The organism is Streptomyces sp. NBC_00876 (assembly GCF_045207435.1).
Lineage (GTDB): Bacteria > Actinomycetota > Actinomycetes > Streptomycetales > Streptomycetaceae > Streptomyces.
The window spans coordinates 3,845,677-3,867,699 of sequence record NZ_CP108800.1 but is presented as its reverse complement, the minus strand read 5'-3'; the positions used below and the strand labels follow the sequence as shown (position 1 = coordinate 3,867,699).

Annotated in this window: 22 protein-coding genes; 13 read left to right on the top strand and 9 right to left on the bottom strand. The window is 71.6% G+C overall.

Annotation, left to right across the window (positions count from 1 at the left end; all coding sequences use genetic code 11):
- Positions 1–247: 247 nt before the first annotated feature.
- Positions 248–1,402 carry a DNA polymerase III subunit beta gene (gene dnaN / locus OG782_RS16930; protein ID WP_406451791.1) on the top strand — a complete coding sequence of 385 codons (1,155 nt, stop codon included), beginning with the start codon at positions 248–250 and terminating at the stop codon, positions 1,400–1,402.
- 60 nt (positions 1,403–1,462) lie between these two features.
- Here the strand turns inward: dnaN and OG782_RS16925 are convergent, their stop codons facing one another.
- The 5 genes from OG782_RS16925 to OG782_RS16905 all read right to left on the bottom strand — a co-directional run bounded on the left by OG782_RS16925 (position 1,463) and on the right by OG782_RS16905 (position 5,640).
- Entirely contained in the window at positions 1,463–1,813 is a 351-nt protein-coding gene (locus tag OG782_RS16925; protein WP_406451789.1) for a hypothetical protein, read from the bottom strand.
- Positions 1,810–2,148 carry a hypothetical protein gene (locus OG782_RS16920; protein WP_406451787.1) on the bottom strand — a complete coding sequence of 113 codons (339 nt, stop codon included), beginning with the start codon at positions 2,146–2,148 and terminating at the stop codon, positions 1,810–1,812. The genes OG782_RS16925 and OG782_RS16920 overlap by 4 nt, the downstream gene beginning before the upstream one ends.
- A gap of 49 nt (positions 2,149–2,197) precedes the next feature.
- Positions 2,198–4,420, bottom strand: coding sequence for a protein kinase domain-containing protein (locus OG782_RS16915; RefSeq protein WP_406451785.1), 2,223 nt, complete (start codon positions 4,418–4,420; stop codon positions 2,198–2,200).
- Between the two features lie 132 nt (positions 4,421–4,552).
- Positions 4,553–5,050: a MarR family winged helix-turn-helix transcriptional regulator gene (locus OG782_RS16910; RefSeq protein WP_406451783.1), complete on the bottom strand. Its 498-nt coding sequence runs from the start codon at positions 5,048–5,050 to the stop codon at positions 4,553–4,555.
- Positions 5,047–5,640 carry a DJ-1/PfpI family protein gene (locus OG782_RS16905; protein WP_406451781.1) on the bottom strand — a complete coding sequence of 198 codons (594 nt, stop codon included), beginning with the start codon at positions 5,638–5,640 and terminating at the stop codon, positions 5,047–5,049. The genes OG782_RS16910 and OG782_RS16905 overlap by 4 nt, the downstream gene beginning before the upstream one ends.
- Positions 5,641–5,809: 169 nt before the next feature.
- On the opposite strand from OG782_RS16905, the gene OG782_RS16900 reads away from it, so the two are divergent.
- The 3 genes from OG782_RS16900 (at position 5,810) to OG782_RS16890 (ending at position 9,006) form a co-directional block, all read left to right on the top strand.
- Complete coding sequence (locus OG782_RS16900) at positions 5,810–7,171, top strand: aspartate aminotransferase family protein (RefSeq protein ID WP_406451779.1); 1,362 nt, start codon at positions 5,810–5,812, stop codon at positions 7,169–7,171.
- A 209-nt stretch (positions 7,172–7,380) separates the two neighbouring features.
- The gene (locus OG782_RS16895; RefSeq protein WP_406451777.1) at positions 7,381–8,145 is read left to right on the top strand and encodes a GntR family transcriptional regulator; all 765 of its coding nucleotides are present in this window, start codon (positions 7,381–7,383) and stop codon (positions 8,143–8,145) included.
- Between the two features lie 210 nt (positions 8,146–8,355).
- Positions 8,356–9,006, top strand: coding sequence for a hypothetical protein (locus OG782_RS16890; protein WP_406451775.1), 651 nt, complete (start codon positions 8,356–8,358; stop codon positions 9,004–9,006).
- Between the two features lie 53 nt (positions 9,007–9,059).
- Here OG782_RS16890 and OG782_RS16885 read toward each other — a convergent pair whose 3' ends face one another.
- Positions 9,060–9,854: an SLATT domain-containing protein gene (locus OG782_RS16885; RefSeq protein ID WP_406451773.1), complete on the bottom strand. Its 795-nt coding sequence runs from the start codon at positions 9,852–9,854 to the stop codon at positions 9,060–9,062.
- A 394-nt stretch (positions 9,855–10,248) separates the two neighbouring features.
- Here OG782_RS16885 and OG782_RS16880 point away from each other — a divergent pair, with 394 nt between their 5' ends.
- From OG782_RS16880 to OG782_RS16850, 7 genes are all read left to right on the top strand, one after another.
- The gene (locus OG782_RS16880) at positions 10,249–10,584 is read left to right on the top strand and encodes a YbaB/EbfC family nucleoid-associated protein (protein WP_406459117.1); all 336 of its coding nucleotides are present in this window, start codon (positions 10,249–10,251) and stop codon (positions 10,582–10,584) included.
- A gap of 100 nt (positions 10,585–10,684) precedes the next feature.
- Positions 10,685–11,284 carry a recombination mediator RecR gene (gene recR / locus OG782_RS16875; RefSeq protein ID WP_266780167.1) on the top strand — a complete coding sequence of 200 codons (600 nt, stop codon included), beginning with the start codon at positions 10,685–10,687 and terminating at the stop codon, positions 11,282–11,284.
- Between the two features lie 107 nt (positions 11,285–11,391).
- Positions 11,392–12,051 carry a DUF5063 domain-containing protein gene (locus tag OG782_RS16870; RefSeq protein ID WP_406451771.1) on the top strand — a complete coding sequence of 220 codons (660 nt, stop codon included), beginning with the start codon at positions 11,392–11,394 and terminating at the stop codon, positions 12,049–12,051.
- A gap of 271 nt (positions 12,052–12,322) precedes the next feature.
- Positions 12,323–13,594 carry an aspartate kinase gene (locus OG782_RS16865; protein WP_406451769.1) on the top strand — a complete coding sequence of 424 codons (1,272 nt, stop codon included), beginning with the start codon at positions 12,323–12,325 and terminating at the stop codon, positions 13,592–13,594.
- Positions 13,591–14,655 carry an aspartate-semialdehyde dehydrogenase gene (locus tag OG782_RS16860; RefSeq protein WP_406451767.1) on the top strand — a complete coding sequence of 355 codons (1,065 nt, stop codon included), beginning with the start codon at positions 13,591–13,593 and terminating at the stop codon, positions 14,653–14,655. Before OG782_RS16865 ends, OG782_RS16860 begins: the two co-directional genes overlap by 4 nt.
- Positions 14,656–15,014: 359 nt before the next feature.
- The gene (locus OG782_RS16855; protein WP_406459115.1) at positions 15,015–15,590 is read left to right on the top strand and encodes a SigE family RNA polymerase sigma factor; all 576 of its coding nucleotides are present in this window, start codon (positions 15,015–15,017) and stop codon (positions 15,588–15,590) included.
- Positions 15,591–15,820: 230 nt separating this feature from the next.
- A complete protein-coding gene (locus OG782_RS16850) occupies positions 15,821–16,954 on the top strand; it encodes a hypothetical protein (protein WP_406451765.1) in 1,134 nt (377 codons plus the stop codon).
- Between the two features lie 130 nt (positions 16,955–17,084).
- Here the strand turns inward: OG782_RS16850 and OG782_RS16845 are convergent, their stop codons facing one another.
- The 3 genes from OG782_RS16845 to OG782_RS16835 all read right to left on the bottom strand — a co-directional run bounded on the left by OG782_RS16845 (position 17,085) and on the right by OG782_RS16835 (position 20,613).
- Positions 17,085–17,789 carry a DUF1990 family protein gene (locus OG782_RS16845; RefSeq protein WP_406451763.1) on the bottom strand — a complete coding sequence of 235 codons (705 nt, stop codon included), beginning with the start codon at positions 17,787–17,789 and terminating at the stop codon, positions 17,085–17,087.
- A 4-nt stretch (positions 17,790–17,793) separates the two neighbouring features.
- Positions 17,794–18,666: an SURF1 family protein gene (locus OG782_RS16840; protein ID WP_406451761.1), complete on the bottom strand. Its 873-nt coding sequence runs from the start codon at positions 18,664–18,666 to the stop codon at positions 17,794–17,796.
- 72 nt (positions 18,667–18,738) lie between these two features.
- On the bottom strand, positions 18,739–20,613 hold the full coding sequence (locus OG782_RS16835) for a S9 family peptidase (RefSeq protein ID WP_406451759.1): 1,875 nt from the start codon (positions 20,611–20,613) through the stop codon (positions 18,739–18,741).
- Positions 20,614–20,684: 71 nt separating this feature from the next.
- On the opposite strand from OG782_RS16835, the gene OG782_RS16830 reads away from it, so the two are divergent.
- Together OG782_RS16830 and OG782_RS16825 are read left to right on the top strand one after the other, a co-directional pair.
- Complete coding sequence (locus tag OG782_RS16830; RefSeq protein WP_406451757.1) at positions 20,685–21,524, top strand: class I SAM-dependent methyltransferase; 840 nt, start codon at positions 20,685–20,687, stop codon at positions 21,522–21,524.
- Positions 21,525–21,593: 69 nt separating this feature from the next.
- Positions 21,594–21,983 carry a nuclear transport factor 2 family protein gene (locus OG782_RS16825; RefSeq protein WP_406451755.1) on the top strand — a complete coding sequence of 130 codons (390 nt, stop codon included), beginning with the start codon at positions 21,594–21,596 and terminating at the stop codon, positions 21,981–21,983.
- Positions 21,984–22,023 lie beyond the last annotated feature (40 nt).

Genomic DNA, 22,023 nt, shown 5'->3' with positions numbered 1-22,023 from the left:
ACCCCGCAATCTAGAGTCCGAACGCGGATGCGGGCCTTTCGGGGGAGAGGCACGGGGGGGACGACGGCAGCGGCTCACGGGGGTGGCCGCTGTCGTCGGCCGCATCCGCTCCTCGCTGTCGTCAGCCGCATCCGCTCCTCGCTGTCGTCAGCCGCATCCGCTCCTCGCCGGCGTTGTCAGTGGTGACCCTTAACGTCGAGTACGTCGGGACCCGTGACGGTCGGCGTACGAGGAGAGGTCATCCACGATGGAGTTCCGGATCGAGCGCGGCGCACTGACGGACGCGGTGGCGTGGGCGGCCCGGGTGCTGCCCACGAGATCGCCCGTTCCTGTGCTGGGCGGTCTGCTGCTGGAGGCGGCGGACGGCCGGCTCCGTATCTCCGGACACGACTACGAGGCGTCCGCCCGCATCGAGTTGGCAGCGGGGACCTCGCGGCCCGGCAAGGTGCTCGTGATGGGCCGCCGGCTGCTGGACGTGTGCCGGGTGCTGCCCGAGGGGGCGGTGGAATGCGCGGTGGAGGGCTCACGGTTCACCGTGACCGGGAGCGGCGCGGGATTCGGTCTTTCGGTGCTGCCGCTCGACGACTATCCGGCTCTGCCGCCACTGCCGGAGGTGCTCGGGGCGGTGGACGCCGAGGAGTTCGCGGCGGCGGTCGCGCAGGTGACGGTGGCGGCCGGCCGGGACGACACCCTGCCGACGCTCACCGGGATCCGGCTGGGCCTCGACGGCGACCGGATGACCCTGGCGGCCACGGACCGCTACCGCTTCGCCGTCCGTACGCTCACCTGGAAGCCCGAGGGCGCGGACGTCTCGGCGGACGTCGTCGTCTCGGCCCGCAGGCTCTCCGAGATCGCCCGCTCCTTCGGCCGGGCCGGCCTGGTCCGGCTGGCGCTCGACCGGGGTTCGGCCGGCTTCGAGCTGGACGGCATGCGCACCACGGTCCGGCTCCTGGACGGCAGACTGCCGCGCCACGACAAACTGTTCGCGCTGGCGGACCCCGTCACCGCGGTGACCGACCGCGAGCCCCTGGCCGAGGCCGTGAAACGGGTCTCGGTGGTTGCGGACGGCGGCAGCCCGCTCCAGCTCGCCTTCCGCGACGGCTCGGTGCTGCTGCAAGCGGGGTACGAGGACGATGTGGCCTCCCAGCGCCTGCCCGCCGAACTGGCCGGCACCGAGGAGATGACGGTCGCCTTCAACCCCGCCTACCTGACCGACGCGTTGGCCTCGTTCGACACCCCGGTGGTCCGCTTCCATCTGATGGGCCCCGGCCAGCGCGCCATGGTCACCGGTCATGCCGACCGCGAGGAGGCGACGGACCCGGCGCGGGGTGCGGGACAGGATGCCGGGCAGCCGGCCCATCAGCACCTGCTCATGTCGGTCAAGCCGCTGATGTGGAGCTGATGCGGAGGCGGGGACGGGCCGCCCGCCCGTCCCCGCATTCGTACTGCGTCGTGCCCGCGGTTACTTGGTGAAGTAGAAGTACTTCCAGGCGCCGTGGGTCGTCGAGTTCACGATGTCGCCCGACATGTCGTTCACGTACGAGGCACGGACGCGCATCCGGTAGCCCGTCTCATGCGTGCCGGTCAGCGTCACGACCGACTTGCCCTTGGTGCCGAGCCCGAAGTACTGCGAGCCCGCGTCGTACCACTTGCCCCCGTAGTAGAGCTCCATGGAGAGCAGGTACTGCCGGCCCTTGCAGTAGCTCATCGTCGTGGTGAAGACCGGGTTGGTCTTTTTGTGGAAGTACGCGTACGACCTGGAGCCGATCCTGGCCGTCCGGTACGGCTTGGAGAGGGAGGTCGAGACCTTCACCTTGGCGTACGACCGGCTCGGCGCCGTTCAGGTCGAGCGAGCCGATGTGACCCGAGCCGCCCCCGTCGTACCCGAACCAGAGCTTGCCGCCCGGGCAGCGACGGGATCGTGGCCATGACCGTGCCGTTGTAGGTGGCGACGACGACCTTGCCGCCGTTCGGGTCGCTGATGAAGACGCGGTGGTGCACGCCGTCCGTGCCGATGGCGCCGACCGACGCAGCAGGAATGATCTTGCTGGTGTCGGCGGCGGCCGGGTTCGCCGCACCGCCGACCAGTGCCGCTGAGCTGAACAGGACCGCGATCCAAGTCGCTGTGGAGATGCTGCGCGTACGCAAGTGTTGTCTACCCCCACGGTGAATGAGGACCGCCTGGCACCCGCCGAGGTCAGCCGGACTTCGTGTACGTGAGCTTCTCGCCGGTGGACGTGTTCTCGCGGCTCAGGGTGCCGTCCGGGAGCAGGGTGAGGGTGGTGGCGCTGCCCGGGGTGCAGGACGTCATGGGTTCGCCCAGCGTCACGGTGGACGGCCCGAGTTCGAGCGGTTCGCCGTCGGACGCCTCGGTGGTCAGGTCCGCCTGGAAGACGCAGCGGTAGGTGCCGCCGGTGTCGAGGGGGCCCTTGGCCGTCAGCGTGAGGACGGTCTCGCCGGCCTGGCCCTGCTGGATGACGAGTTCGCGGGTGGAGTGGCCGTTGGCGGTGTCGATGCTGCCGGACCAGGTCCCCAGATAGCCCTCGGGGACACCGCCCTCTTCGTCGCCGTTCTCCGGGTCGTCGCTGGGCGAGGGGTCCGCCGACTCCTCGGGGGAGGGGGAGGCGGAGGAACCGTCCGAGGTGGAGGGGCCGGCCGAGTGACTGGGGGAGGACGTGGTGTCCTTGCCGTTGTCGCTCATGAGCGCGTAGACGGACCCGCCGGCCCCGATGGCGACCAGCACGGCGATCGCGACGAGCGCGATGGTCGAACCGGTGCTCCGGCGGGCGGGCGCGGCGGCGGGCTGCTGGAAGCCGGGCTGCTGGAGACCGGGCGGCTGGACCGGGCCGTACGGGGGAGTGGGACCGAACCCGGGCTGCTGCGGATAGCCGTATCCCTGGCCCTGGTTGATGTTCGGCTGCTGCGGATATCCGTATGCCTGGGCCGGGTTGGGCTGTTGTGGGTACCCGTATGCCTGGGCCGGGTCGGGTTGCTGCGGATACCCGTAAGACTGGCCGGAATTGGGTTGCTGGGGGTAGCCATGCCCGTAGCCCTGACCGGAGTTGGGCTGTTGTGGATAGCCGTACCCGGGGACGGACGGCGTTCCGGGCGGTGGCGGTTCGCTCGCCGGCGCGGCCGGGGCGGCCGGGGCGGGCATCCCGACCACGGTGGGCATCGCGTGGTCCGTGCCCGGCGCGGGCTGCTGAGGCGGTGCGGGCGGCCCGGCGGCTTCGGCCGGCCCCGGGACCGATTCCTGAGGCACCGAGTCCTGCGGCACCGCACCGCCCGGGACAGCACCGCCCGGGACAGCACCGCCTGGGACAGCGCCGCCCGGGACCGCACCGCCCGGCACCACGCCGCCCGGGACAACATCACCCGGCACCGAGCCCTGAGGCACCGAGCCCTGCGGCACAGAGTCCTGCGGCACAGAGTCCTGCGGCACCGCGCCGTTCGGGATCGTCGTAGTGTTGCCCGGCGTTGCGTCCTGAGGGTCCTCCGCGTCCAGCAGTTCCACGGCGTGGCGGCCGAGTTGGGCGATAAGGGCGCCCGGCAGCCAGGGTTCGGGGGTGTCGTCCCCGGCCAGCCGCTCCAGGATCTCGTCCGTCGTCGGCCGGACCTCCGGCTCCTTGCGCAGGCAGTCCCGGATCAGCTCGACGAGATCCACCGGCACCCCGGTCAGGTCCGGGTCCTCCTGCGCGATCCGGAACAGCAGGGCGTGCACCCCGCTGGCGGCCGCGCCGAACGGAAGCCGTCCGGTCGCGGCGTACGCCAGCACCGAGCCCAGACAGAACACATCGCACGCCGTGGTCACGCGCTCGCCCCGGACCTGCTCGGGCGACATGAAGCCGGGCGAGCCGACCAGGGCGCCGGTGCGGGTGAGGCCGCCGTCGGTGACGGTGTCGAGCGCCCTGGCTATCCCGAAGTCGATGACGCGCGGACCGTCGATCGTGAGCAGGATGTTGGACGGTTTGAGGTCGCGGTGGATGACTCCGGCGGCGTGGATGGCCTTCAGGGCGTGGGCGAGACCGGTCCCCAGGATGTGGACCGACCGCTCGGGCAAGGGTCCGTACGCCCCCGGGACGGGTCCGGCCGTGGTGCCCGAGCGTCCCGAGACGGTGGCCTGGAGGGAGGGGCCGGCGACGTAACCGGTGGCGACCCACGGCACGTTGGCGTCGGTCTCGGCGTCCAGGACGGGGGCGGTCCAGGTGGAGCCGACCTGCCGGGCGGCCTGCACCTCCTGCCGGAACCGGTCGCGGAACTCCTGCTGTGCGGCGAGTTCCTCGCGTACCACCTTGATCGCGACCGTGCGTCCGCGGTCGGAGCGCGCCAGATACACCTGGCCCATGCCGCCGGCGCCCAGGCGGCCCAGCAGGCGGTACGCGCCGATGCGTTGCGGATCGACGGACCCGAGCTTCTCCATGGTGTGCAGTCCTCCCCCGTACGGCGACACGCCGGACGGGGTCGAGAATAGCGGCGCGGATTGCCCCGGCGGGGGCCGATGGCCGGGGGTGGTCCCTGAGGTGGTGCCGGGGGGCGGGTAGGGGCCCCGGCCTCAGTCGCCGGACGGGTTCGGGACACCGGACGGACCCGCGGCGCCGGGCAGATCCGGGAGGCCGAGGGTTTCCAGGGCCAGGGACAGCCGCTCCAGCACCCGTACCGTCTCCGCGAACTCCCGCGCACCCAGCTCCCGGGCCAGCCGCGCGGCGAACTCCGCGTGCCCCGGGCCGATATGGGACACCGCCGCCCGGCCCTCGACCGTGGGGCGCAGCAGCTTCGCGCGACGGTGGGCGGGGTTGGGGGCGTACTCCGCGAGCCCCTTGTCCACCAGCAGATCGGCAATGCGCTGTACGGCCTGCCGGGTGATGCCCATGGACCGGGCGATCCCGGAGACGGGCAGCGGCTCGGCGAGCACCGCACCGAGCACCTGCCACCAGGCGGCGGTCAGCCCGGCCGGGCGGGCCAGCTCATCGGCCACGGAGAGGAACTGGCCGTTGAGCCGGAAGACGCCGAGAGCGGTCCGGCTCAGCCGGTCCTGGTCGGCGCGGCTCATCCCTGCAGCACCTCGTACGCGCTCGCGTCCGAATCGTGGAAGAGCCGGAACCAGGCGTCGAGCTTCTCGCCCTCGTACACCCCGAGCCGGGCGAACACCTCGCGGGCGAAGGCGACCGGCTCGGTCGGTCCCGCGGTGATCAGGTCGCCGTCGGTCACGGCGTCGGTGTCGGCGTAATGCCTGCCGCCCGCGTAGCCGGTGGCCGCCAGGTAGAAGGAGACCGCGCTCGTGTGCGCCCGCTCGTCGAGCAGTCCCTCGCGGGCCAGTCCCGCCGTCGCCCCGCAGATCGCCGCGACCGGCACGCCCGCCTCCAGGAAGGTGCGGGCGGTGCGGGCGAAGGGGGCCAGTGCGTCGCCGCTGTCCCACAGGGAGGCGCCCGGCAGGATCAGCAGCGCGCTGTCCTCGGGGCGCAGCTCCGCGAGGGCCAGGCCGGGGTGGACGGTCAGCCCGCCCATGCTGGTGACGGGCGCGGTGGTGGGGCCCACCGTCCGGACGGTGAAGCCGTTCTGGGCCAGGTGGGCGGTGGTGTGCCCGGTCTCCCAGTCGGCGTAGGTGTCGTACACGGCCAGATGTACGGTCCTGCGGGTCATGACGGCCTCCTCGGCAGGAAGAACGTGATGACAACATGCTGTCATGTCGACAATATGTTGTCAATGGGCCGGTCCCCTCGCGCCGACCCGACACCCTGCCGAACCAGGCGGCCCACGCCATACAAGGTGGCCATACCGGGCGCCGTCCGCCTCCGCCTAGGCTCGCGGCATGACCCCTCATCCTCCTGTCGACTCCGCAGCCGGGGCGGCCGTGAAGGCCGCCGACCGTGCGCACGTGTTCCACTCCTGGTCCGCCCAGGGCCTGATCGACCCGCTCGCCGTCGCCGGCGCCGAGGGGGCGTACTTCTGGGACTACGACGGCAACCGCTACCTGGACTTCACCAGCGGCCTCGTCTACACGAACATCGGCTACCAGCACCCCACCGTCGTCGCCGCGATCCAGGAGCAGGCGGCGAAGATGACGACCTTCGCGCCCGCCTTCGCGATCGAGTCGCGCTCCGAGGCCGCACGCCTCATCGCCGAGCGCACCCCGGGTGACCTGGACAAGATCTTCTTCACCAACGGCGGCGCCGAGGCCGTCGAGAACGCCGTCCGCATGGCCCGGCTGCACACCGGCCGTACGAAGGTGCTCTCCGCCTACCGCTCGTACCACGGCGCCACCTCCACCGCGATCAACCTGACCGGTGACCCGCGCCGCTGGCCGTCCGACAACGGCTCGGCCGGCGTCGTGCGCTTCTGGGCACCGTTCCTCTACCGCTCGCCGTTCCACGCCACGACCGAGGCCGAGGAGTGCGCCCGCGCGCTCCAGCACCTGGAGGACACCCTCGCCTACGAGGGCCCCTCCACCATCGCCGCGATCATCCTGGAGACCATCCCGGGCACCGCCGGCATCATGACGCCGCCGCCCGGCTACCTCGCCGGTGTCCGCGAGATCTGCGACCGGTACGGCATCGTCTTCGTCCTCGACGAGGTCATGGCCGGCTTCGGGCGCACCGGCAAGTGGTTCGCCGCCGACCACTTCGACGTCACCCCCGACCTGATGACCTTCGCCAAGGGCGTCAACTCGGGTTACGTGCCGCTCGGCGGCGTCGCCATCTCCGCCGAGATCGCCGCGACCTTCGAGACCCGCCCCTACCCGGGCGGACTCACCTACTCCGGCCACCCGCTCGCCTGCGCGGCCGCCGTCGCCACCATCCACGTGATGGAGGACGAGAAGGTCATCGAGAACGCCGCCCGCATCGGCGAGACGGTCCTGGGCCCCGGTCTGCGCGAGCTCGCCGAGAACCACCCCTCGGTCGGCGAGGTCCGCGGCCTCGGCGCGTTCTGGGCGCTGGACCTGGTCCGCAACAAGGAGACCCGCGAGCCGCTGGTCCCGTACAACGCGACGGGCCAGGCCAACGCCCCGATGGCGGCCTTCGGCGCGGCGGCCAAGAAGAACGGCCTGTGGCCCTTCATCAACATGAACCGCACCCACGCCGTTCCGGCCTGCAACGTCACCGAGGCCGAGGCAAAGGAAGGCCTGGCCGCACTCGACGCCGCGCTGTCGGTGGCCGACGAGTACACGGCGTAACGCGAGTACACGGCGTAACGCGAGTACACGGCCTTACGCGAGTACACGGCCTTACGCGAGTACACGGCCTTACGCGAGTACACGGCGTAACGCCAGGACATCGCGTAGCGCCAGGACACCGCGTAACCACGGCGGCGCACGACGGAGCCGCGCGCCCCTCCCCTCACCCTCGTCTAAGGTGACCCGAGGCCGAACAGGGGAGGGGCGCCATGCGCGCGAGCGGAGCTGTCACCCGCAGTACGCTGCGGCAGCAGATCGCGGACGCGCTGCGTGACGAGGTGCTCGCCGGGCGTTTGCAGCCGGGGCGGGAGTTCACCGTCAAGCAGATCGCCGAGCAGTACGGCGTCTCCGCGACGCCCGTCCGCGAGGCGCTCTTCGACCTCTCCGCGCAGGGCCTGCTCGAATCCGACCAGCACCGCGGATTCAGGGTGCACGAGTTCACCGTCGCGGACTACCGGGCGATGGTGGAGGCCCGCACCCTGGTCATGGACGGGGTCATCCGGGGCGTCTTCCAGGGGCCGCCCCCGTCCCCGGCCCAGCAGGCGAGATACCGGGACGCGCTCGTCTCCGTACGCCGCCGGGCCGAGGAGGCCGCCCGCGCCGCGCGCGGCGGCGACCTGGACATACTCATCGGCTACGACCTGCGCTTCTGGCGCGAACTGGGCGCGCTCGCCGGCAACATCTACATCAGCGACTTCCTCCACCGGCTGCGCGTCCAGGCCTGGGTGTTCGCCGTGCCGTACCTGCGCGGCGACGCCGACGTACGGGACTGGCTCTGGAACGGGCATGCCGACATCGTTGCCGCGATCACGCTCCGGGACCGCGACGCCCTGCGCACGGCCGTCGCGGACTACAACAATCACGCGCTGAGCTGGGCGGACCGCCTGGCGGCGGGGAACCCGGCCCATCCCGGGCACACCGCCCCGCCGGCCGCACCGGACGAACCCGGGGCCGACGAGCGCCGGAGAAGCTGACCGGAACGGGCGGGGCGCCGGAGAGCCTGACGGGAACGGACGGGGCGGCGGAGAGTCTGACCGGAACGGACGGAGCGCCTGACCGGAACGGACGGGGCGTCCGGGCCGCGGGAAGCCGGTCATCCGGTCATGAGGGACCACTGTCCGCGACGTGCCGACCGCATTACGCTGTCCCGACCATCGCACACACCCGTTGGAGAGCGAGACTTCGTGGCCTGTGACCTGTGGCTGGTCCCCCTCGTCGATGTGCTGTGCCACAGCCCCGACAACCCCTTCGCCGAAGAGATAGCCGTCTACGACAAAGCGCTGGGCGAGGCAGGGCTGCCGCCCGTACCCGTCTACGCCTACATGCCGGGCCTGACCGGCGACGTCGCCCCGGTCGCGGGCTTCGACTACGACGCGCTGCACTTCCTGCGCCGCGCCCATCTGCTGCGGCTGAGCGGCCTCGCCGTCACCCCCGTCGATGAACTGGGCGGGGACTACGAGCAGTTGCTGGAGATGTTCGAGACCACGGCCCAGCAGTCGCACCTCGTGTGGCACTTCGACCACGCAGGCGCCTACGTCCCCGTGGACTTCGCGTACCCGCTCTCCAACGACGACCTCCTGGAGGGCGGCGGCCCGCTCGGCTCGGCGTACGGACTGCTGCGGGAGCTGCAGTTCGTCGCCCCGTCCATCGGCATCGACCCGGCCAACCCGCCGGCCGCCCCGCTGCCGCCCGCCGCGCCCACCTCGCTGGAGGAACCGGCGAGCCCGATCCCCTACGACGACAACCCGTTCGCCCGGGAACGGCATGTCTGGCTCGGCCTGCACGCCGCGGTCACCCGCAGCCTCGCCCAGGGCTCGATGATCATCTTCAGCTGAGAGGCTGCCGGACGCGGACCACGCCGTCCCCCGCGGTGCTCACCGGTGACAGGTCACCGCGGGGACTCCGGCGGCCGCTGCCGCGGCATGTTCGGCCGGCCCATCGACTGCAGCGGGAACCGCCCGGGCGCCGCCCCCTGCTCCGTGCGCCCGCCGCCCGCACCGCCGGAGACCAGCGCCTGCATCCCCATCGGCGCGGGACCGGCCCGGAACTCCACCATCCAGTCCGCGGTCTCCGACCGGACGAGCTCCGTGATGTCCTCCGAGAAGCGCCGCAGCACCCCCAGGCACCGCTCGGCCGCCTCGCTCGCCGTTCCCTCGGCCGGGCCGAGCACCTCCCGTACGCACTCCGATGCCCAGTCGAACTGGAGCACCCGGAGCCGTCGCTGCACGGCCTGTGCCGTGGCGAGATTCCTTATCCAGCCCGAGGTGAGGCCGAAGTACCGGTCGCACGCCATGCACGCGGCGCCCAGCAGCAGCGACAGATAACCCCAGCCGGCCGCGCCGTGCAGCGCGCCCGTCAGGTCGAGCAGTGGCAGCGCGGCGCCCGCGACCGCTCCGGCCGCGGTGCCCATCCGCAGCACCCTGGCCCCGCGCCGCTTCCACACCCGGTCGCCCAGGTACCAGTCGGCGGTGCGCAGCGCATCCGCCTCGACCCACCGGTACAGCTCGTCCAGCCGTTGGGCGGGTTCGCCCCAGTCGCCGAGCGGGAAGGGCATCCCGGTCAGATCCCGGCCCCGCGCGTCGCGGCCGCCGGCGGCGGAGCCCGTACCGGAAGGAGCGGCCGGACCGGGCACGCCGGATTCGTTGCGGGGCGGCACTTCGGGCTGCATCTCCGGCTGACTCACCGGGGTACTCCTCTGCATGCTGCATAGCGACGCGTGTTCTCGACCGCGTACTCGACGATGGGCGGTTCTCTGCTCTCTGCGCACTGTTCTCTGCGCACCGGCTGCCACGAGGCCCTGAATGCGACCGGCAGTCCCCCGTACGTAACCTTGCGTGACGGGAGATGTGCGTGCGCGTACCGGGACGCATGCCCTTCCTACCGCCGAATGGTGGGCCGTGGGGTCGAAATCGCGGTATTCCCGGGTGCGTACGGCCTCTGGTCAGGTATAGGAGTCCCGCCACCGCTGACCCGGTCTCACTCGAAAGAGTTGCTCGCCAGTGGGTGGGGCGCACCGCCCGGGGACCACGTAGGCTCGGCTTACCGAAACATTTGTCGTCGAAATGCCTGGAGTGACCGTGATTCCCGGTGGTGGTCAGCCCAACATGCAGCAGCTGCTTCAGCAGGCCCAGAAGATGCAGCAGGACCTCGCGGAGGCCCAGGAGGAGCTGGCCAGGACCGAGGTCGAGGGCCAGGCGGGCGGAGGCCTGGTGAAGGCGACGGTCAACGGCTCAGGTGAGCTGCGCGGCCTGGTGATCGACCCGAAGGCGGTGGACCCCGAGGACACCGAGACGCTCGCGGACCTCGTCGTCGCGGCGGTCCAGGCGGCGAACGAGAACGCCCAGCAGCTCCAGCAGCAGAAGCTGGGCCCGCTGGCCCAGGGCCTGGGCGGCATGCCCGGCCTCCCCTTCTGACCGCGGAGGCAGCGCTCACCGCCGCGGAGATATCCAGGACCGGACGTACCCCCTACGGTACGTACCACGACTCAGCCGACTCAGTCAGGAAGGCATTCCGTTGTACGAAGGCGTTGTTCAGGACCTCATCGACGAGTTGGGCAGGCTGCCCGGCGTCGGTCCCAAGAGCGCGCAGCGGATCGCCTTCCACATCCTCCAGGCCGAGCCCACGGACGTGCGCCGTCTCGCCCATGCCCTCCTGGAGGTCAAGGACAAGGTCCGCTTCTGCGCCGTCTGCGGGAACGTGGCGCAGCAGGAGGAGTGCGGGATCTGCCGCGACCCGCGCCGCGACCGGACGGTCATCTGCGTGGTCGAGGAGCCGAAGGACGTCGTCGCGATCGAGCGGACCCGGGAGTTCCGGGGCCGCTACCACGTCCTGGGCGGGGCGATCAGCCCCATCGAGGGCGTCGGCCCGGACGATCTGCGGATCCGCGAGCTGCTGGCCCGCCTCGCCGACGGCTCCATCACCGAACTGATCCTGGCGACCGACCCCAACCTGGAGGGCGAGGCCACCGCGACGTACCTGGCGCGGATGGTCAAGCCGATGGGCCTGCGCGTCACCCGGCTGGCCAGCGGCCTGCCGGTGGGCGGCGACCTGGAATACGCGGACGAGGTCACGCTCGGCCGCGCCTTCGAGGGGAGGCGCCTGCTCGATGTCTGATCCCGGCTGCCGTCCGGCTCTGCTTCCGACATCTCACGACGGCTTTACGTTCAGCGCCGTTATGTTCTACTCACCGTCCTGGACCGTGCCCACGGGAGGTCTCCTCGATGTCTGACGCCACGCTGAACACTGTCACCCAGGACCCGGACGACTTCGCGGTCCAGATCGCCGACCAGATCAAGACGTTCATCGTCGCGGTCACCGAGGTGTCCAAGGTTCAGGAGCCGGAGGAGGCCGTCCCGGTCCTGCTGCTCCAGGTCTCCCAGCTCCTGCTGGCCGGCGGCCGTCTCGGCGCGTACGAGGACATCCTCCCCGACGAGCGCTACGAGCCGGACCTGGGCGCCGAACCGGACGCCGACGGCCTGCGTGAACGCTACGCGGCCCTGCTGGAGCCGATCGACGTCTACTCCGAGGTCTTCGACCCGTACGAGCCCCGCAAGGCCCCGGTCCCGGCCCGTATCTCCGACGACCTGGCCGACCTGGTCACGGACCTGCGCCACGGCCTGGCCCACTACGAGGAGGGCCGCACCACCGAGGCCCTGTGGTGGTGGCAGTTCTCCTACTTCTCCAACTGGGGCTCGACCGCTTCCGCCGCCCTGCGCGCACTGCAGTCCCTGATCGCCCACATCCGCCTGAACCAGCCCCTTCAGGAGCTCGACGGCCTGGACACCGACCAGGACGCCGACGACGACGACCTGGCCGAGGAGGCGGGCCGCGTGATGGTCGAGGAGATCGCGGGTCCACTGGGGCTGCGCCCGGTGCAGTAGCGGGCGCTCACCCCGTCCGTACGGAATGCGGGGCACGGCCGTGGCGGCCGTGCCCCGCATTCGTGCCAGCCCACACGCCGGCGTGTGGGCTGGGCCACACCGGGGAGTGCCCGGGCGATCGGCGGGCAGCAGCCCTCTACGAGCAGTCCGGGGCGACGCGCCGGTGATCACTTGGTGAGCGGGACATCTCAGCATGTGATATCGACAGGGCGTTTCCGGACTGCTCGTTAAACTGAGCCGACCGCAGTAATGGATTGAGCGAGGAGCGCACGTGGGCCTTGTCGTGCAGAAGTACGGAGGCTCCTCCGTAGCCGATGCCGAAGGCATCAAGCGCGTCGCCAAGCGAATCGTCGATGCCAAGAAGAACGGCAACCAGGTGGTTGTCGTGGTGTCAGCGATGGGCGACACGACGGACGAGCTGATCGATCTCGCCGAGCAGGTATCCCCGATACCGGCCGGGCGTGAGTTCGACATGCTACTGACCGCGGGAGAGCGGATCTCCATGGCGCTGCTGGCCATGGCGATCAAAAACCTGGGCCACGAGGCCCAGTCGTTCACCGGCAGCCAGGCCGGCGTCATCACCGACTCGGTCCACAACAAAGCGCGCATCATCGATGTGACGCCGGGCCGTATCCGTACGGCGCTGGACGAGGGGAACATCGCGATTGTCGCGGGGTTCCAGGGTGTGTCCCAGGACAAGAAGGACATCACCACCCTCGGCCGCGGCGGGTCCGACACCACCGCCGTCGCGCTCGCGGCCGCGCTGGATGCCGAGGTCTGTGAGATCTACACCGATGTGGACGGTGTCTTCACCGCCGACCCGCGGGTCGTGAAGAAGGCCCGGAAGATCGACTGGATCTCGTTCGAGGACATGCTGGAGCTGGCCGCGTCCGGCTCCAAGGTGCTGCTGCACCGGTGCGTCGAGTACGCACGCCGCTACAACATTCCGATCCATGTCCGTTCGTCCTTCTCGGGACTGCGCGGAACCTGGGTCAGCAACGAGCCGCAAGGGGACCAGCAGGTGGAGCACGCGATCATCTCCGGAGTCGCCCATGACGTCTCCGAGGCCAAGATCACCGTCGTCGGCGTACCCGACAAGCCGGGCGAGGCCGCCGCGATCTTCCGCACGATCGCGAACGCCGAGGTCAACATCGACATGGTGGTGCAGAACGTCTCCGCCGCGTCGACCGGCCTGACGGACATCTCGTTCACGCTCCCGAAGTCCGAGGGCCGCAAGGCCATCGACGCACTGGAGCGCAACCGGGCCACGATCGGCTTCGAGTCGCTGCGTTACGACGACCAGATCGCCAAGATCTCCCTGGTCGGCGCGGGTATGAAGACCAACCCGGGCGTCACGGCGGGCTTCTTCGAGGCGCTCTCCGACGCGGGCGTGAACATCGAGCTGATCTCGACCTCCGAGATCCGCATCTCGGTGGTCACCCGCGCCGACGACGTCATCGAGGCCGTGCGCGCCGTGCACACCGCCTTCGGTCTCGACAGCGACTCCGACGAGGCAGTCGTGTACGGGGGCACCGGCCGATGACCGCACGCCGCCCTTCGCTCGCGGTCGTCGGCGCGACCGGGGCGATCGGTGGCGTCATGCTCCAGATCCTTTCGCAGCACGCGGATGTCTGGGGCGAGGTGAAACTGATCGCCTCGCCGCGGTCGGCCGGCCGCAAGCTGGTCGTCCGCGGTGAGGAGGCCGAGGTCCTCGAACTCACCGAGGACGTCTTCGACGACACCGACGTGGCGCTCTTCCTGGTGCCCGACGAGGTGTCCGCGCGCTGGGCGCCGCTCGCCGCGTCCAAGGGCGCCGTCGTCATCGACGACTCCGCGGCCTTCCGCATGGACGGCGACGTCCCGCTGGTCGTCCCCGAGATCAATCCCCATGCCGTACGGATCAGGCCGCGCGGCATCGTCGCGAGCCCGAACTGCACCACGCTGTCGCTGATCGTCGCGGTCGGTGCCCTGCACGCCGAATTCGGGCTGCGGGAACTGGTCGTCTCGTCCTACCAGGCCGTGAGCGGCGCCGGGCGCGACGGCGTGGCCGTACTGCGCGAGCAGCTGTCGATGGTCTCCGGCACCGAACTCGGTACGAAGCCGGGCGACGTGCGCCGGGTCGTGGGGGACGCGGACGGCGGCCCGTTCGCCGCCCCGGTCGCGCTGAACGTGGTGCCGTGGGCCGGCACGGACGCCGGGGACGGCTGGTCGTCCGAGGAACTGGCGATCCGCGACGAGTGCCGCAAGATCCTCGGCCTGCCGAACCTGCGGGTCTCGGCGACCTGCGTCTACGTACCCGTGATCGCGACGCACTCGATGTCCGTCCACGCCCGTTTCGAGAACGAGGTCGAGGTCGGCCGTGCCCACGAGATCCTGGCCACCGCGCCCGGCGTGGTGCTGTACGACAACCCGGGAGCCGGGGACTTTCCGACCCCTTCCGATGTAGTGGGCACCGATCCGACCTGGGTCGGCCGGGTCCGGCGCTCGATGGACGACCCCAGGGCGCTGGAGTTCTTCGTCTGCGGCGACAATCTCCGCAAGGGAGCCGCGCTGAACGTGGCGCAGATCGCCGAATCGGTGGCTGCCGAGTTTCCCCGGTCCTGATCGAACCTGATTTGTACGCTCTGTGAACGCCCTGTGAGCAACTTGCCGGTCTGAACCCCTTGAGCTGGGGCGTTGCGGTGTCCGACGATGACCTTTCGGTCTGTTGCAACCGCCGGTCGGGCGGCAGGCGTCTAAGCGGTCACTTCTTGCGCGGTGGGGCGCATGTTCGGGGCATTTGGGGAAGAGCGGGTACGTATGAAGGCATATCGCCGAGTGTCAAACGCGGTGCCGTATGCGTACAACCCTGACGGGGGGAAGCGTGTCCAACTGGCGTGGCAGAGGTTCTCGATATCACAGTGGTGGGCCCCTTGCGCGGCGCTTCGGTGCGACCGCTCAGACGGCCCCGCGCGCCCGGCGGTATGCCGGTGATCGCGCCCATGCCCGCTGCGCGACCGACGGGGCTGCCGTCACAGCGCGAGGGCGCTGAGGAGAGCGTGGCAGCCGGAACCACCGTCGACCATCTCACCGAGACCTATCGCGCCCACTACCGTTCGCTGCTCGGCCTCGCGGCCCTGCTGCTGGACGACACGGCGTCCTGTGAGGACGTCGTGCAGGAGGCGTTCATCCGCGTGCACTCCGCGCGCAACCGGGTACGGGAGCCCGAGAAGACACTCGCGTACCTGCGCCAGACCGTCGTCAACCTCTCCCGCTCCGCGCTGCGCCGCCGCATCCTCGGGCTGAAGCTGCTCTCCAAGCCCATGCCGGACATGGCGAGCGCGGAGGAGGGCGCGTACGACCAGCTGGAGCGGGACGCGCTGATCAAGGCGATGCGGGGGCTGCAACGGCGCCAGCGGGAGGTGCTGGTGCTGCGCTACTTCGCGGACATGACCGAGGCACAGGTCGCCGAGACGCTGGGGATATCCCTGGGCTCGGTGAAGGCGTACGGTTCCCGCGGCATCGCGGCGCTGCGCGTGGTGATGGAGGCTCAGGCATGAGCCGGCGCGGCGACCACGATCGTGACCACGGGCACGAGGGCGAGATCGGACACCGGCACAGGCCCTCGCGCGGACATCGGACAGACCGGACTGGAAACGGAACTGTGAACCACGGGCCGGAGAACACCCCGCACACGAACCGCGACGCGGAGCCGGGTGCGCAACCCGGCGCGAGCGGGGCTTCCGGAACCGGCGTGGCTTCCGGGGCAGTTGGAACCGGCGGGGCTGCCATGACTGCCGGGGCCTCCGGGGAGGCGGACACCCTGGGGTTCACGGGTCCGGCCGACCTCTTCGGCCCGGGGGCCGGCTCCTTGGACGGCGGGTCCTCGGGCGGCGGGTCCTTCGACGAGGCCGCGCTGCGCCGGATGATGCGTGGTGCGGTGCAGGACCTCGAACCCGGTGAGGGCACGCTCGACCATCTGTATCGCGCGGTGCCCGCTCGGCGTGCCCGGCGGCGGCAGGCCATCGTCGGCGTGGCCGCGGCGGCTCTCCTCATCGGCACCGCGGTCCCCGCCTTCGTCCACGTCGCCAACTCGGAGGGCTCGAGCACCGCCAGCCCCGCCATCGCCGGTCACGGAGAACAGGCGCAGGGCGGCAACGGCGACGCCCCCGGGGAGGAATCCGGCAGCGGCGGCGGCAACGGTGGCGGCGACGCGCAGCAGAACGGCGGCCAGGGACTTCCGTCGAGCTCCGCCAGCCCGTCCGACAGCAGCGGCCAGGGCACGGAGGGCGACACGGCCGGCGATTCCGCCGACCCGGACGCCAGCGTGGCGGTCGCCATGCCGGCATGCGATCCCGGCCAGCTCGGTGTCGAGTCGGCGAGGACCGGCGCGGCCGGTGCCGACGGCAAGGTGTACGGAAGCTTCCGCATCGCCAACGTGTCCAGCACGGACTGCTCGGTGAGCAGCAGCGGCACGGTCGGCTTCGAGGCGAGCGGCGCGGCCGACCCGGACAAGATCGTGGTCGTCCGGCACACCCAGGGGGACGCGGCGTCCGGACTGCCGGATCCCGCCACCGAGGAGGCGACGGTCCTGCTCAAGCCGGACATGGTCTACGAGGTGCAGTTCGCCTGGGTGCCCGAGGACACCTGCCCGGCCACCGCCGGTTCGCCTTCCCCGACACCGACGGACGGCGCGGCCGGCAGCACCGGCGCCGCCGCCGGGTCCGGAACGGGCACCGGAACCGGGGAGAGCGAAGCGGGTACGGAGACACAGTTCGCCGGCGCGGACGGCGACGGGGAGGCGAGGGGCAGCGTCTCCGTCCAGCACACCCCGGAGCCGGGAGCGCCGGTCGCCGAGACGAAGATCGCCAACGCCTGCGCGGGCACGATCTACCGGACGGGCGTCCTCGAACCCTCGTCGTAGAAGCGGGGCGGGGCGGGGCGGGGCGGCGGGTGGCGCCGGGCCGGGTCGGCCTGGGCGCGGCGCGCGGGGGCGCCGTGGGTGGGCCGCTCCGCGCGTGGGCAGCCGCCGTGCCGTCAGCGGTGCCGTGCCGTCAGCGTTGCCGTGCAGCGGGGCGTCGGAGCGCACGCCGGTACCGGCGGCGGTAGACGCGCTGTGCGAGCAGCAGCACGGGGAACAGGGGCCGCCACAGGCCCTCGGGGGCGCGGGCGGTCAGGGAACGCAGGGTCAGGGTGACGGTTCCGTCGGCGGCCCTGCACACGATGAAGGCCTCCTCGCCGGAGACCGGATGCCCGGGCAGTGTGCCGTAGGCGAAGCCGCACCGGTCGGGGGTGTCGACCACGGCGACGACCAGGGCCGGTTCGTGAACGGCCAGCGGTCCCCATGCCGCCGTGATGCGGTACGCACCTCCCTCGCTGACCCGTTCGGCGGCTCCCGCCACCGGTGTGACACGGAATCCGCTGCGGCGCTTGACGCCCCACGTCAGGACGGCGTCGGAGGCTGCCTGCCAGTCGCCTTCACCGTGCCCGATGACCACGGTGCCTTCGTAGCGGCGGTAGCCCGGGATCCCGGCCGCCCACACCTCGTCGCCGGGGCAGGTCGCGCCGGCCGGCCCGTAGGTGAGGTCGCCGGCCCACGGTGCGACGGGCGCCTCGTGGCGGCCGTCCGGTCCGTGTGTTCCCTCCGGGCCGTGCGTTTCATCCGGTCCGTGTGTTCCCTCCGGGCCGTGCGTTTCATCCGGTCCGTCCGGGCCGTCCGGTCCGTCCGGGGGCAGGGGGGCGCGGTCGCGGGGCGGCATGATGTCAGGGGCTCGCGGGGGTGTCCGCGTCGGCTACCAGCCCGAGCTCCACGTCCCGGGCGGCCTCGGCCTCGCGGCGGATCAGCCGGAACCACATGAAGACCACGAACGCCGCGAAGACGAACCACTCACCCGTGTAGCCCAGGTTCTGAAAGGCCTTCAGGTCGAGACCGCTGCCCTCGGGCGCGGCGGCCGGAACGGGGCGCAGGGCGCTGCCGCCGGACGCCGCGGTACCGGACGCACCCGTACTCGGGGCGGCCGTGCCGGTGTCACCGGTGTCGGCTGCGGCACCGCCGTCGGCGGTGGTGCCGGTCTTCTGGAGCGTCACCCAGGCGTCGTACACGTCGTACGGCACGAGGTTGACCAGCGACGCGGCGCTGATCATGCCGACCTGGCCGTCGGGGAGGCCGCCCACCGTGTCGGCGCCGGCGGTGCCCGCGTTCTCCGAGGCCTGGAGATCGCCGGTCACCGTGACCCGGCCGGTCGGTGCGGCCGGCACCGGGGTGTCTCCGGCCTTCCCGGGCAGCCAGCCCCGTACCACCGGCAGGGCCTTGCCGCTGTCGGTGCGCAGCATGTCCAGGACGTAGAAGCCGCTCCGGTCGTCCAGCTCCCGGCCGGGCACCAGGAACTGGTCGGCGTACCGGCCCGTCGCGGTGGCGGGGCGGCCGGAGGTCACGGTGTCGACGGGCAGCAGCTCGTCGAGCGGCTCGGCGGTCATCGTGCCCGGCGCGGGCTGCTTGTCGGCGGCCTCGTGCGTCTGCACGCGGTCCTCGAAGCGGCCGAGCTGCCAGGTGCCCATGAACACGCAGAACGGGATGGCCAGCACGACGAAGAGGTTGATCCCCCACCATCGCGGGGTCAGCAGGAACCGGTACACCCCTCCACGGTACGGTCCCCGCTCCGGTCGGCCGGAGCGGGGGCACCTGCCGAGCCGCCCTTTATCCGGCCCCTACGCGCCCGGGGCCGGGTCCGCGGGTCCGGCCGGAGCGGCGTCTGCCAGGTGGCGCCGCGCGAAGTCGAGCTCGAGCCGCACCTGCTTGATCCGCTCCTCCACGACGAGCGAGCCGTGCCCCGCGTCGTACCGGTAGACCTCGTGCACGGCGTCACGGCCCTTCAGCCGGTCCACGTAGTTCTCCACCTGGCGGATCGGGCAGCGCGGGTCGTTGACGCCCGCCGAGATGTAGACCGGCGCCCGCACGGCGTCGACGTACGTCAGGGGCGACGAGGCCTCGAACCGCTCGGGCACCTCCTGCGGTGTCCCTCCGAGCAGGGTGCGGTCCATCGCCTTCAGCGCCTCCATCTCGTCGTGGTACGCCGTGACGTAGTCCGCGACCGGGACCGCGGCCAGGCCCACGGCCCAGTCGCCGGGCTGGGTACCGAGGCCGAGCAGGGTCAGATAGCCGCCCCAGGAGCCGCCGGCCAGCACCAGCTTCGCCGGGTCCGCGAGGCCGGACTTCACCGCCCACTCGCGCACCGCCTCGATGTCCTCCAGCTCGATCAGGCCGACCCGGTGCTTCAGCGCGTCCGTCCAGGCCCGCCCGTAGCCGGTCGAGCCGCGGTAGTTGACCCGGACGACCGCGTACCCGTGGTCCACCCAGGCGGCGGGACCGGCCGCGAACGCGTCGCTGTCGTGCCAGGTCGGTCCGCCGTGGATCTCGAACACGGTCGGGAACGGGCCCTCGGCCGGAGCGGCCGGACGCTGGACGAGCGCGTGGATACGGCCCCCGGGTCCCTCCACCCACACGTCCTCGACCGGGACGGACACCGGGGCCTTCGCACCCGGCGGATCGAGCACCACCGCACCGGTCGTGGAGCGGACGACGGGCGGCTCGGCGGCCGACGACCACAGGTACTCCACGGAGCCGTCCGGCCGGGCCGTGGCTCCCGACACCGAACCGGCGGGCGTCTCCACCCGCCCCAGGGCGCCGCCCGCCGTCGCCGGCTCGTACCGCCACAGCTCACTGCGGGCCTCGAAGCCGTGCTCGATCAGCAGCGCGGACCCGTCCGGATACCACTCGGCGCCCACATCGCCCGGCAGGTCGATGGCGAGATCCGTCTCCGTGCCCGCCACCGGGTCCCAGATCATCGGCTCCCAGCGGCCGCGCCGCTGATGCCCGACCAGCAGCCGGGCGTCCCCGGCCACCGGCACGAAGCCCAGGACCGCGAGGCCCAGCTCCTTCGTGCCCCCTTCGGTGTCGTCCAGCTCCGCGACCGTGGTGCCGTCGGGGCGCACCACGCGCAGCGCGGAGTGCATCGCGTCGCCGTGCTCGGTGTGCTCCAGCGCGATCAGCGTCCCGTCGTACGACAGGTCACCGACCCCGGCCGACTCGCGGTGGCGGTAGATCTCCACGGGGGCCGAGCCCGGCCGCACGACATGGACCGTCGTCCCGTCCTCGTCCGTCGAACGGCCGATCACCGCGGTCCCGTCGCGTCCGATCGCGAGCCCGGCCGGGTAGGAGGGACCGAGACCGGGAGCCGCCGGCTCGTCGCGCGTCCCCTCGTCCTCGCCCGTGCCGCCTGCGTGGAACGGCTGGCGCATCCACACCCCGAACTCGTCGCCGTCGGTATCGCTGAACCACCAGACGGCCTCACCGTCCGGCGTCAGCACGCCGTCCGTCGTGCCGTTCGGCCGGTCGGTCACCTGGCGCTGCCCGCCCGTCGCCCGGTCCCATGCGTACAGCTCGTACGTCCCCGTCGCGTTGGAGACGAACAGCGCGCGGTCCGGCGCGTCATGCGCCCAGTCGGGCAGCGAAACCCGGGGCGCCCGGAAACGCTGCTCCCACTCCGGGACGGAATCGGTCGTCGAACCAGTGGTGTCAGTCATGCCCCCCATTCTGCGCCGGACCGCGGACAATCCGTTCGCGTCGTCCGCAGCCTGTGGATAACCTCGCGGGCATGCCTGTTCCGATACCTGCCGACTGGCGCGAGGCCAACCGCGCGATGTGGGATGAGCGTGTGCCCATTCACGCAGGCAGTGACTTCTACGACCTCGATTCCTTCCGCGCGGGCAAGGACTCCCTCCGGGCCTTCGAGCTCGCGGAGGTCGGGGACGTGACGGGCCGCTCGCTGCTGCACCTGCAGTGCCACATCGGCCTCGACACCTTGTCCTGGGCCCGGCACGGCGCCGCTCAGGTGGTCGGTCTCGACTTCTCCGAGCCGGCCGTGGAGACCGCCCGCTCGCTCGCCCACGACCTGGGCCTCGGCCCGGACCGGGCGGCATTCGTCGCCGCCGACGTCCACGACGCGGCTCAGGCCGTGCCGGACTCCTCGTACGACATCGTCTACACAGGCGTCGGCGCGCTGAACTGGCTTCCGGACATCGACCGCTGGGCCGAGACGGCGGCCTCGCTCGTCGCGCCCGGCGGTTTTCTCTACCTGGCGGAGTTCCATCCGCTCACCGACTGCCTCGACGACGCGACCGGTTCGAGAATCGTGCACGACTACTTCAGCCATGACGCGTGGGTGGACGAGACGCCGGGCACGTACGCGGACTTCGACGCGCCGACCGTCCACAACCGCAGCGTCGAGTGGCAGCACCCGGTGGGCAGTGTGGTCTCGGCGCTGGCCGCGGCCGGTCTGCGGATCGAGTTCCTGCACGAGCACGACATGTCGCTCTTCGCGCGCTTCCCGGTACTGGAGCGGCAGTCCGACGGCTGCTACCGGTTCCCGGCGGAGCGGCCGCGGATTCCGATGATGTACTCGATCAGGGCGACGCGTCCGGACCGGTCCCGGTAGGAGCCGGCGGCTCGGGCCGGTTGTCAAGCGTGAGGCCGGTTGTCAGTGGTGGGGGCCAGACTCGAGTGCATGACCACGACTGCTGATCTGCGCGCCACGGTCGAGAGCTACTGGACCGCGGCCGGCCACCGTGACTGGGACACCTTCGCGGCGACGCTCGCCGACGAGGTGCTGTACGACCTGCCGCAGACCCGCGAGCGCATTCGCGGCAAGGAGCGGTATCTGGCGTTCAACCGGGAGTACCCGGGGGACTGGCAGGTGCGCGTCGAGCGGATCGTGGCCGACCGGGAGGGGCTGCAGGCCGCCGCCCGGACGCTGTTCACCGTCGACGCGCAGGAGCTGCACGCCATTCACTTCTTCACGTTCGACGCGCAGGGGCGGATCAGCCAGATCACCGACTTCTGGCCCGAGCCGTACGAGCCCCCGGCGGGCCGGGAGCACCTCGTCGAGCGGTACTGAGGGCCCTCCCGGTCCGGGACGGCCCGGGACGGCCTGGGAC

Coding starts and splice junctions, on each gene's coding strand:
- OG782_RS16895 (WP_406451777.1), top strand. CDS start 7,381: ATGCGCGCGAGCGGAGCTGTCACCCGCAGTACGCTGCGGCAGCAGATC.
- OG782_RS16860 (WP_406451767.1), top strand. CDS start 13,591: ATGACCGCACGCCGCCCTTCGCTCGCGGTCGTCGGCGCGACCGGGGCG.
- OG782_RS16845 (WP_406451763.1), bottom strand. CDS start 17,789: ATGCCGCCCCGCGACCGCGCCCCCCTGCCCCCGGACGGACCGGACGGC.
- OG782_RS16910 (WP_406451783.1), bottom strand. CDS start 5,050: ATGAGCCGCGCCGACCAGGACCGGCTGAGCCGGACCGCTCTCGGCGTC.
- OG782_RS16900 (WP_406451779.1), top strand. CDS start 5,810: ATGACCCCTCATCCTCCTGTCGACTCCGCAGCCGGGGCGGCCGTGAAG.
- OG782_RS16870 (WP_406451771.1), top strand. CDS start 11,392: ATGTCTGACGCCACGCTGAACACTGTCACCCAGGACCCGGACGACTTC.
- OG782_RS16905 (WP_406451781.1), bottom strand. CDS start 5,640: ATGACCCGCAGGACCGTACATCTGGCCGTGTACGACACCTACGCCGAC.
- OG782_RS16850 (WP_406451765.1), top strand. CDS start 15,821: ATGACTGCCGGGGCCTCCGGGGAGGCGGACACCCTGGGGTTCACGGGT.
- OG782_RS16825 (WP_406451755.1), top strand. CDS start 21,594: ATGACCACGACTGCTGATCTGCGCGCCACGGTCGAGAGCTACTGGACC.
- dnaN (WP_406451791.1), top strand. CDS start 248: ATGGAGTTCCGGATCGAGCGCGGCGCACTGACGGACGCGGTGGCGTGG.
- OG782_RS16835 (WP_406451759.1), bottom strand. CDS start 20,613: ATGACTGACACCACTGGTTCGACGACCGATTCCGTCCCGGAGTGGGAG.
- OG782_RS16830 (WP_406451757.1), top strand. CDS start 20,685: ATGCCTGTTCCGATACCTGCCGACTGGCGCGAGGCCAACCGCGCGATG.
- OG782_RS16915 (WP_406451785.1), bottom strand. CDS start 4,420: ATGGAGAAGCTCGGGTCCGTCGATCCGCAACGCATCGGCGCGTACCGC.
- OG782_RS16855 (WP_406459115.1), top strand. CDS start 15,015: ATGCCGGTGATCGCGCCCATGCCCGCTGCGCGACCGACGGGGCTGCCG.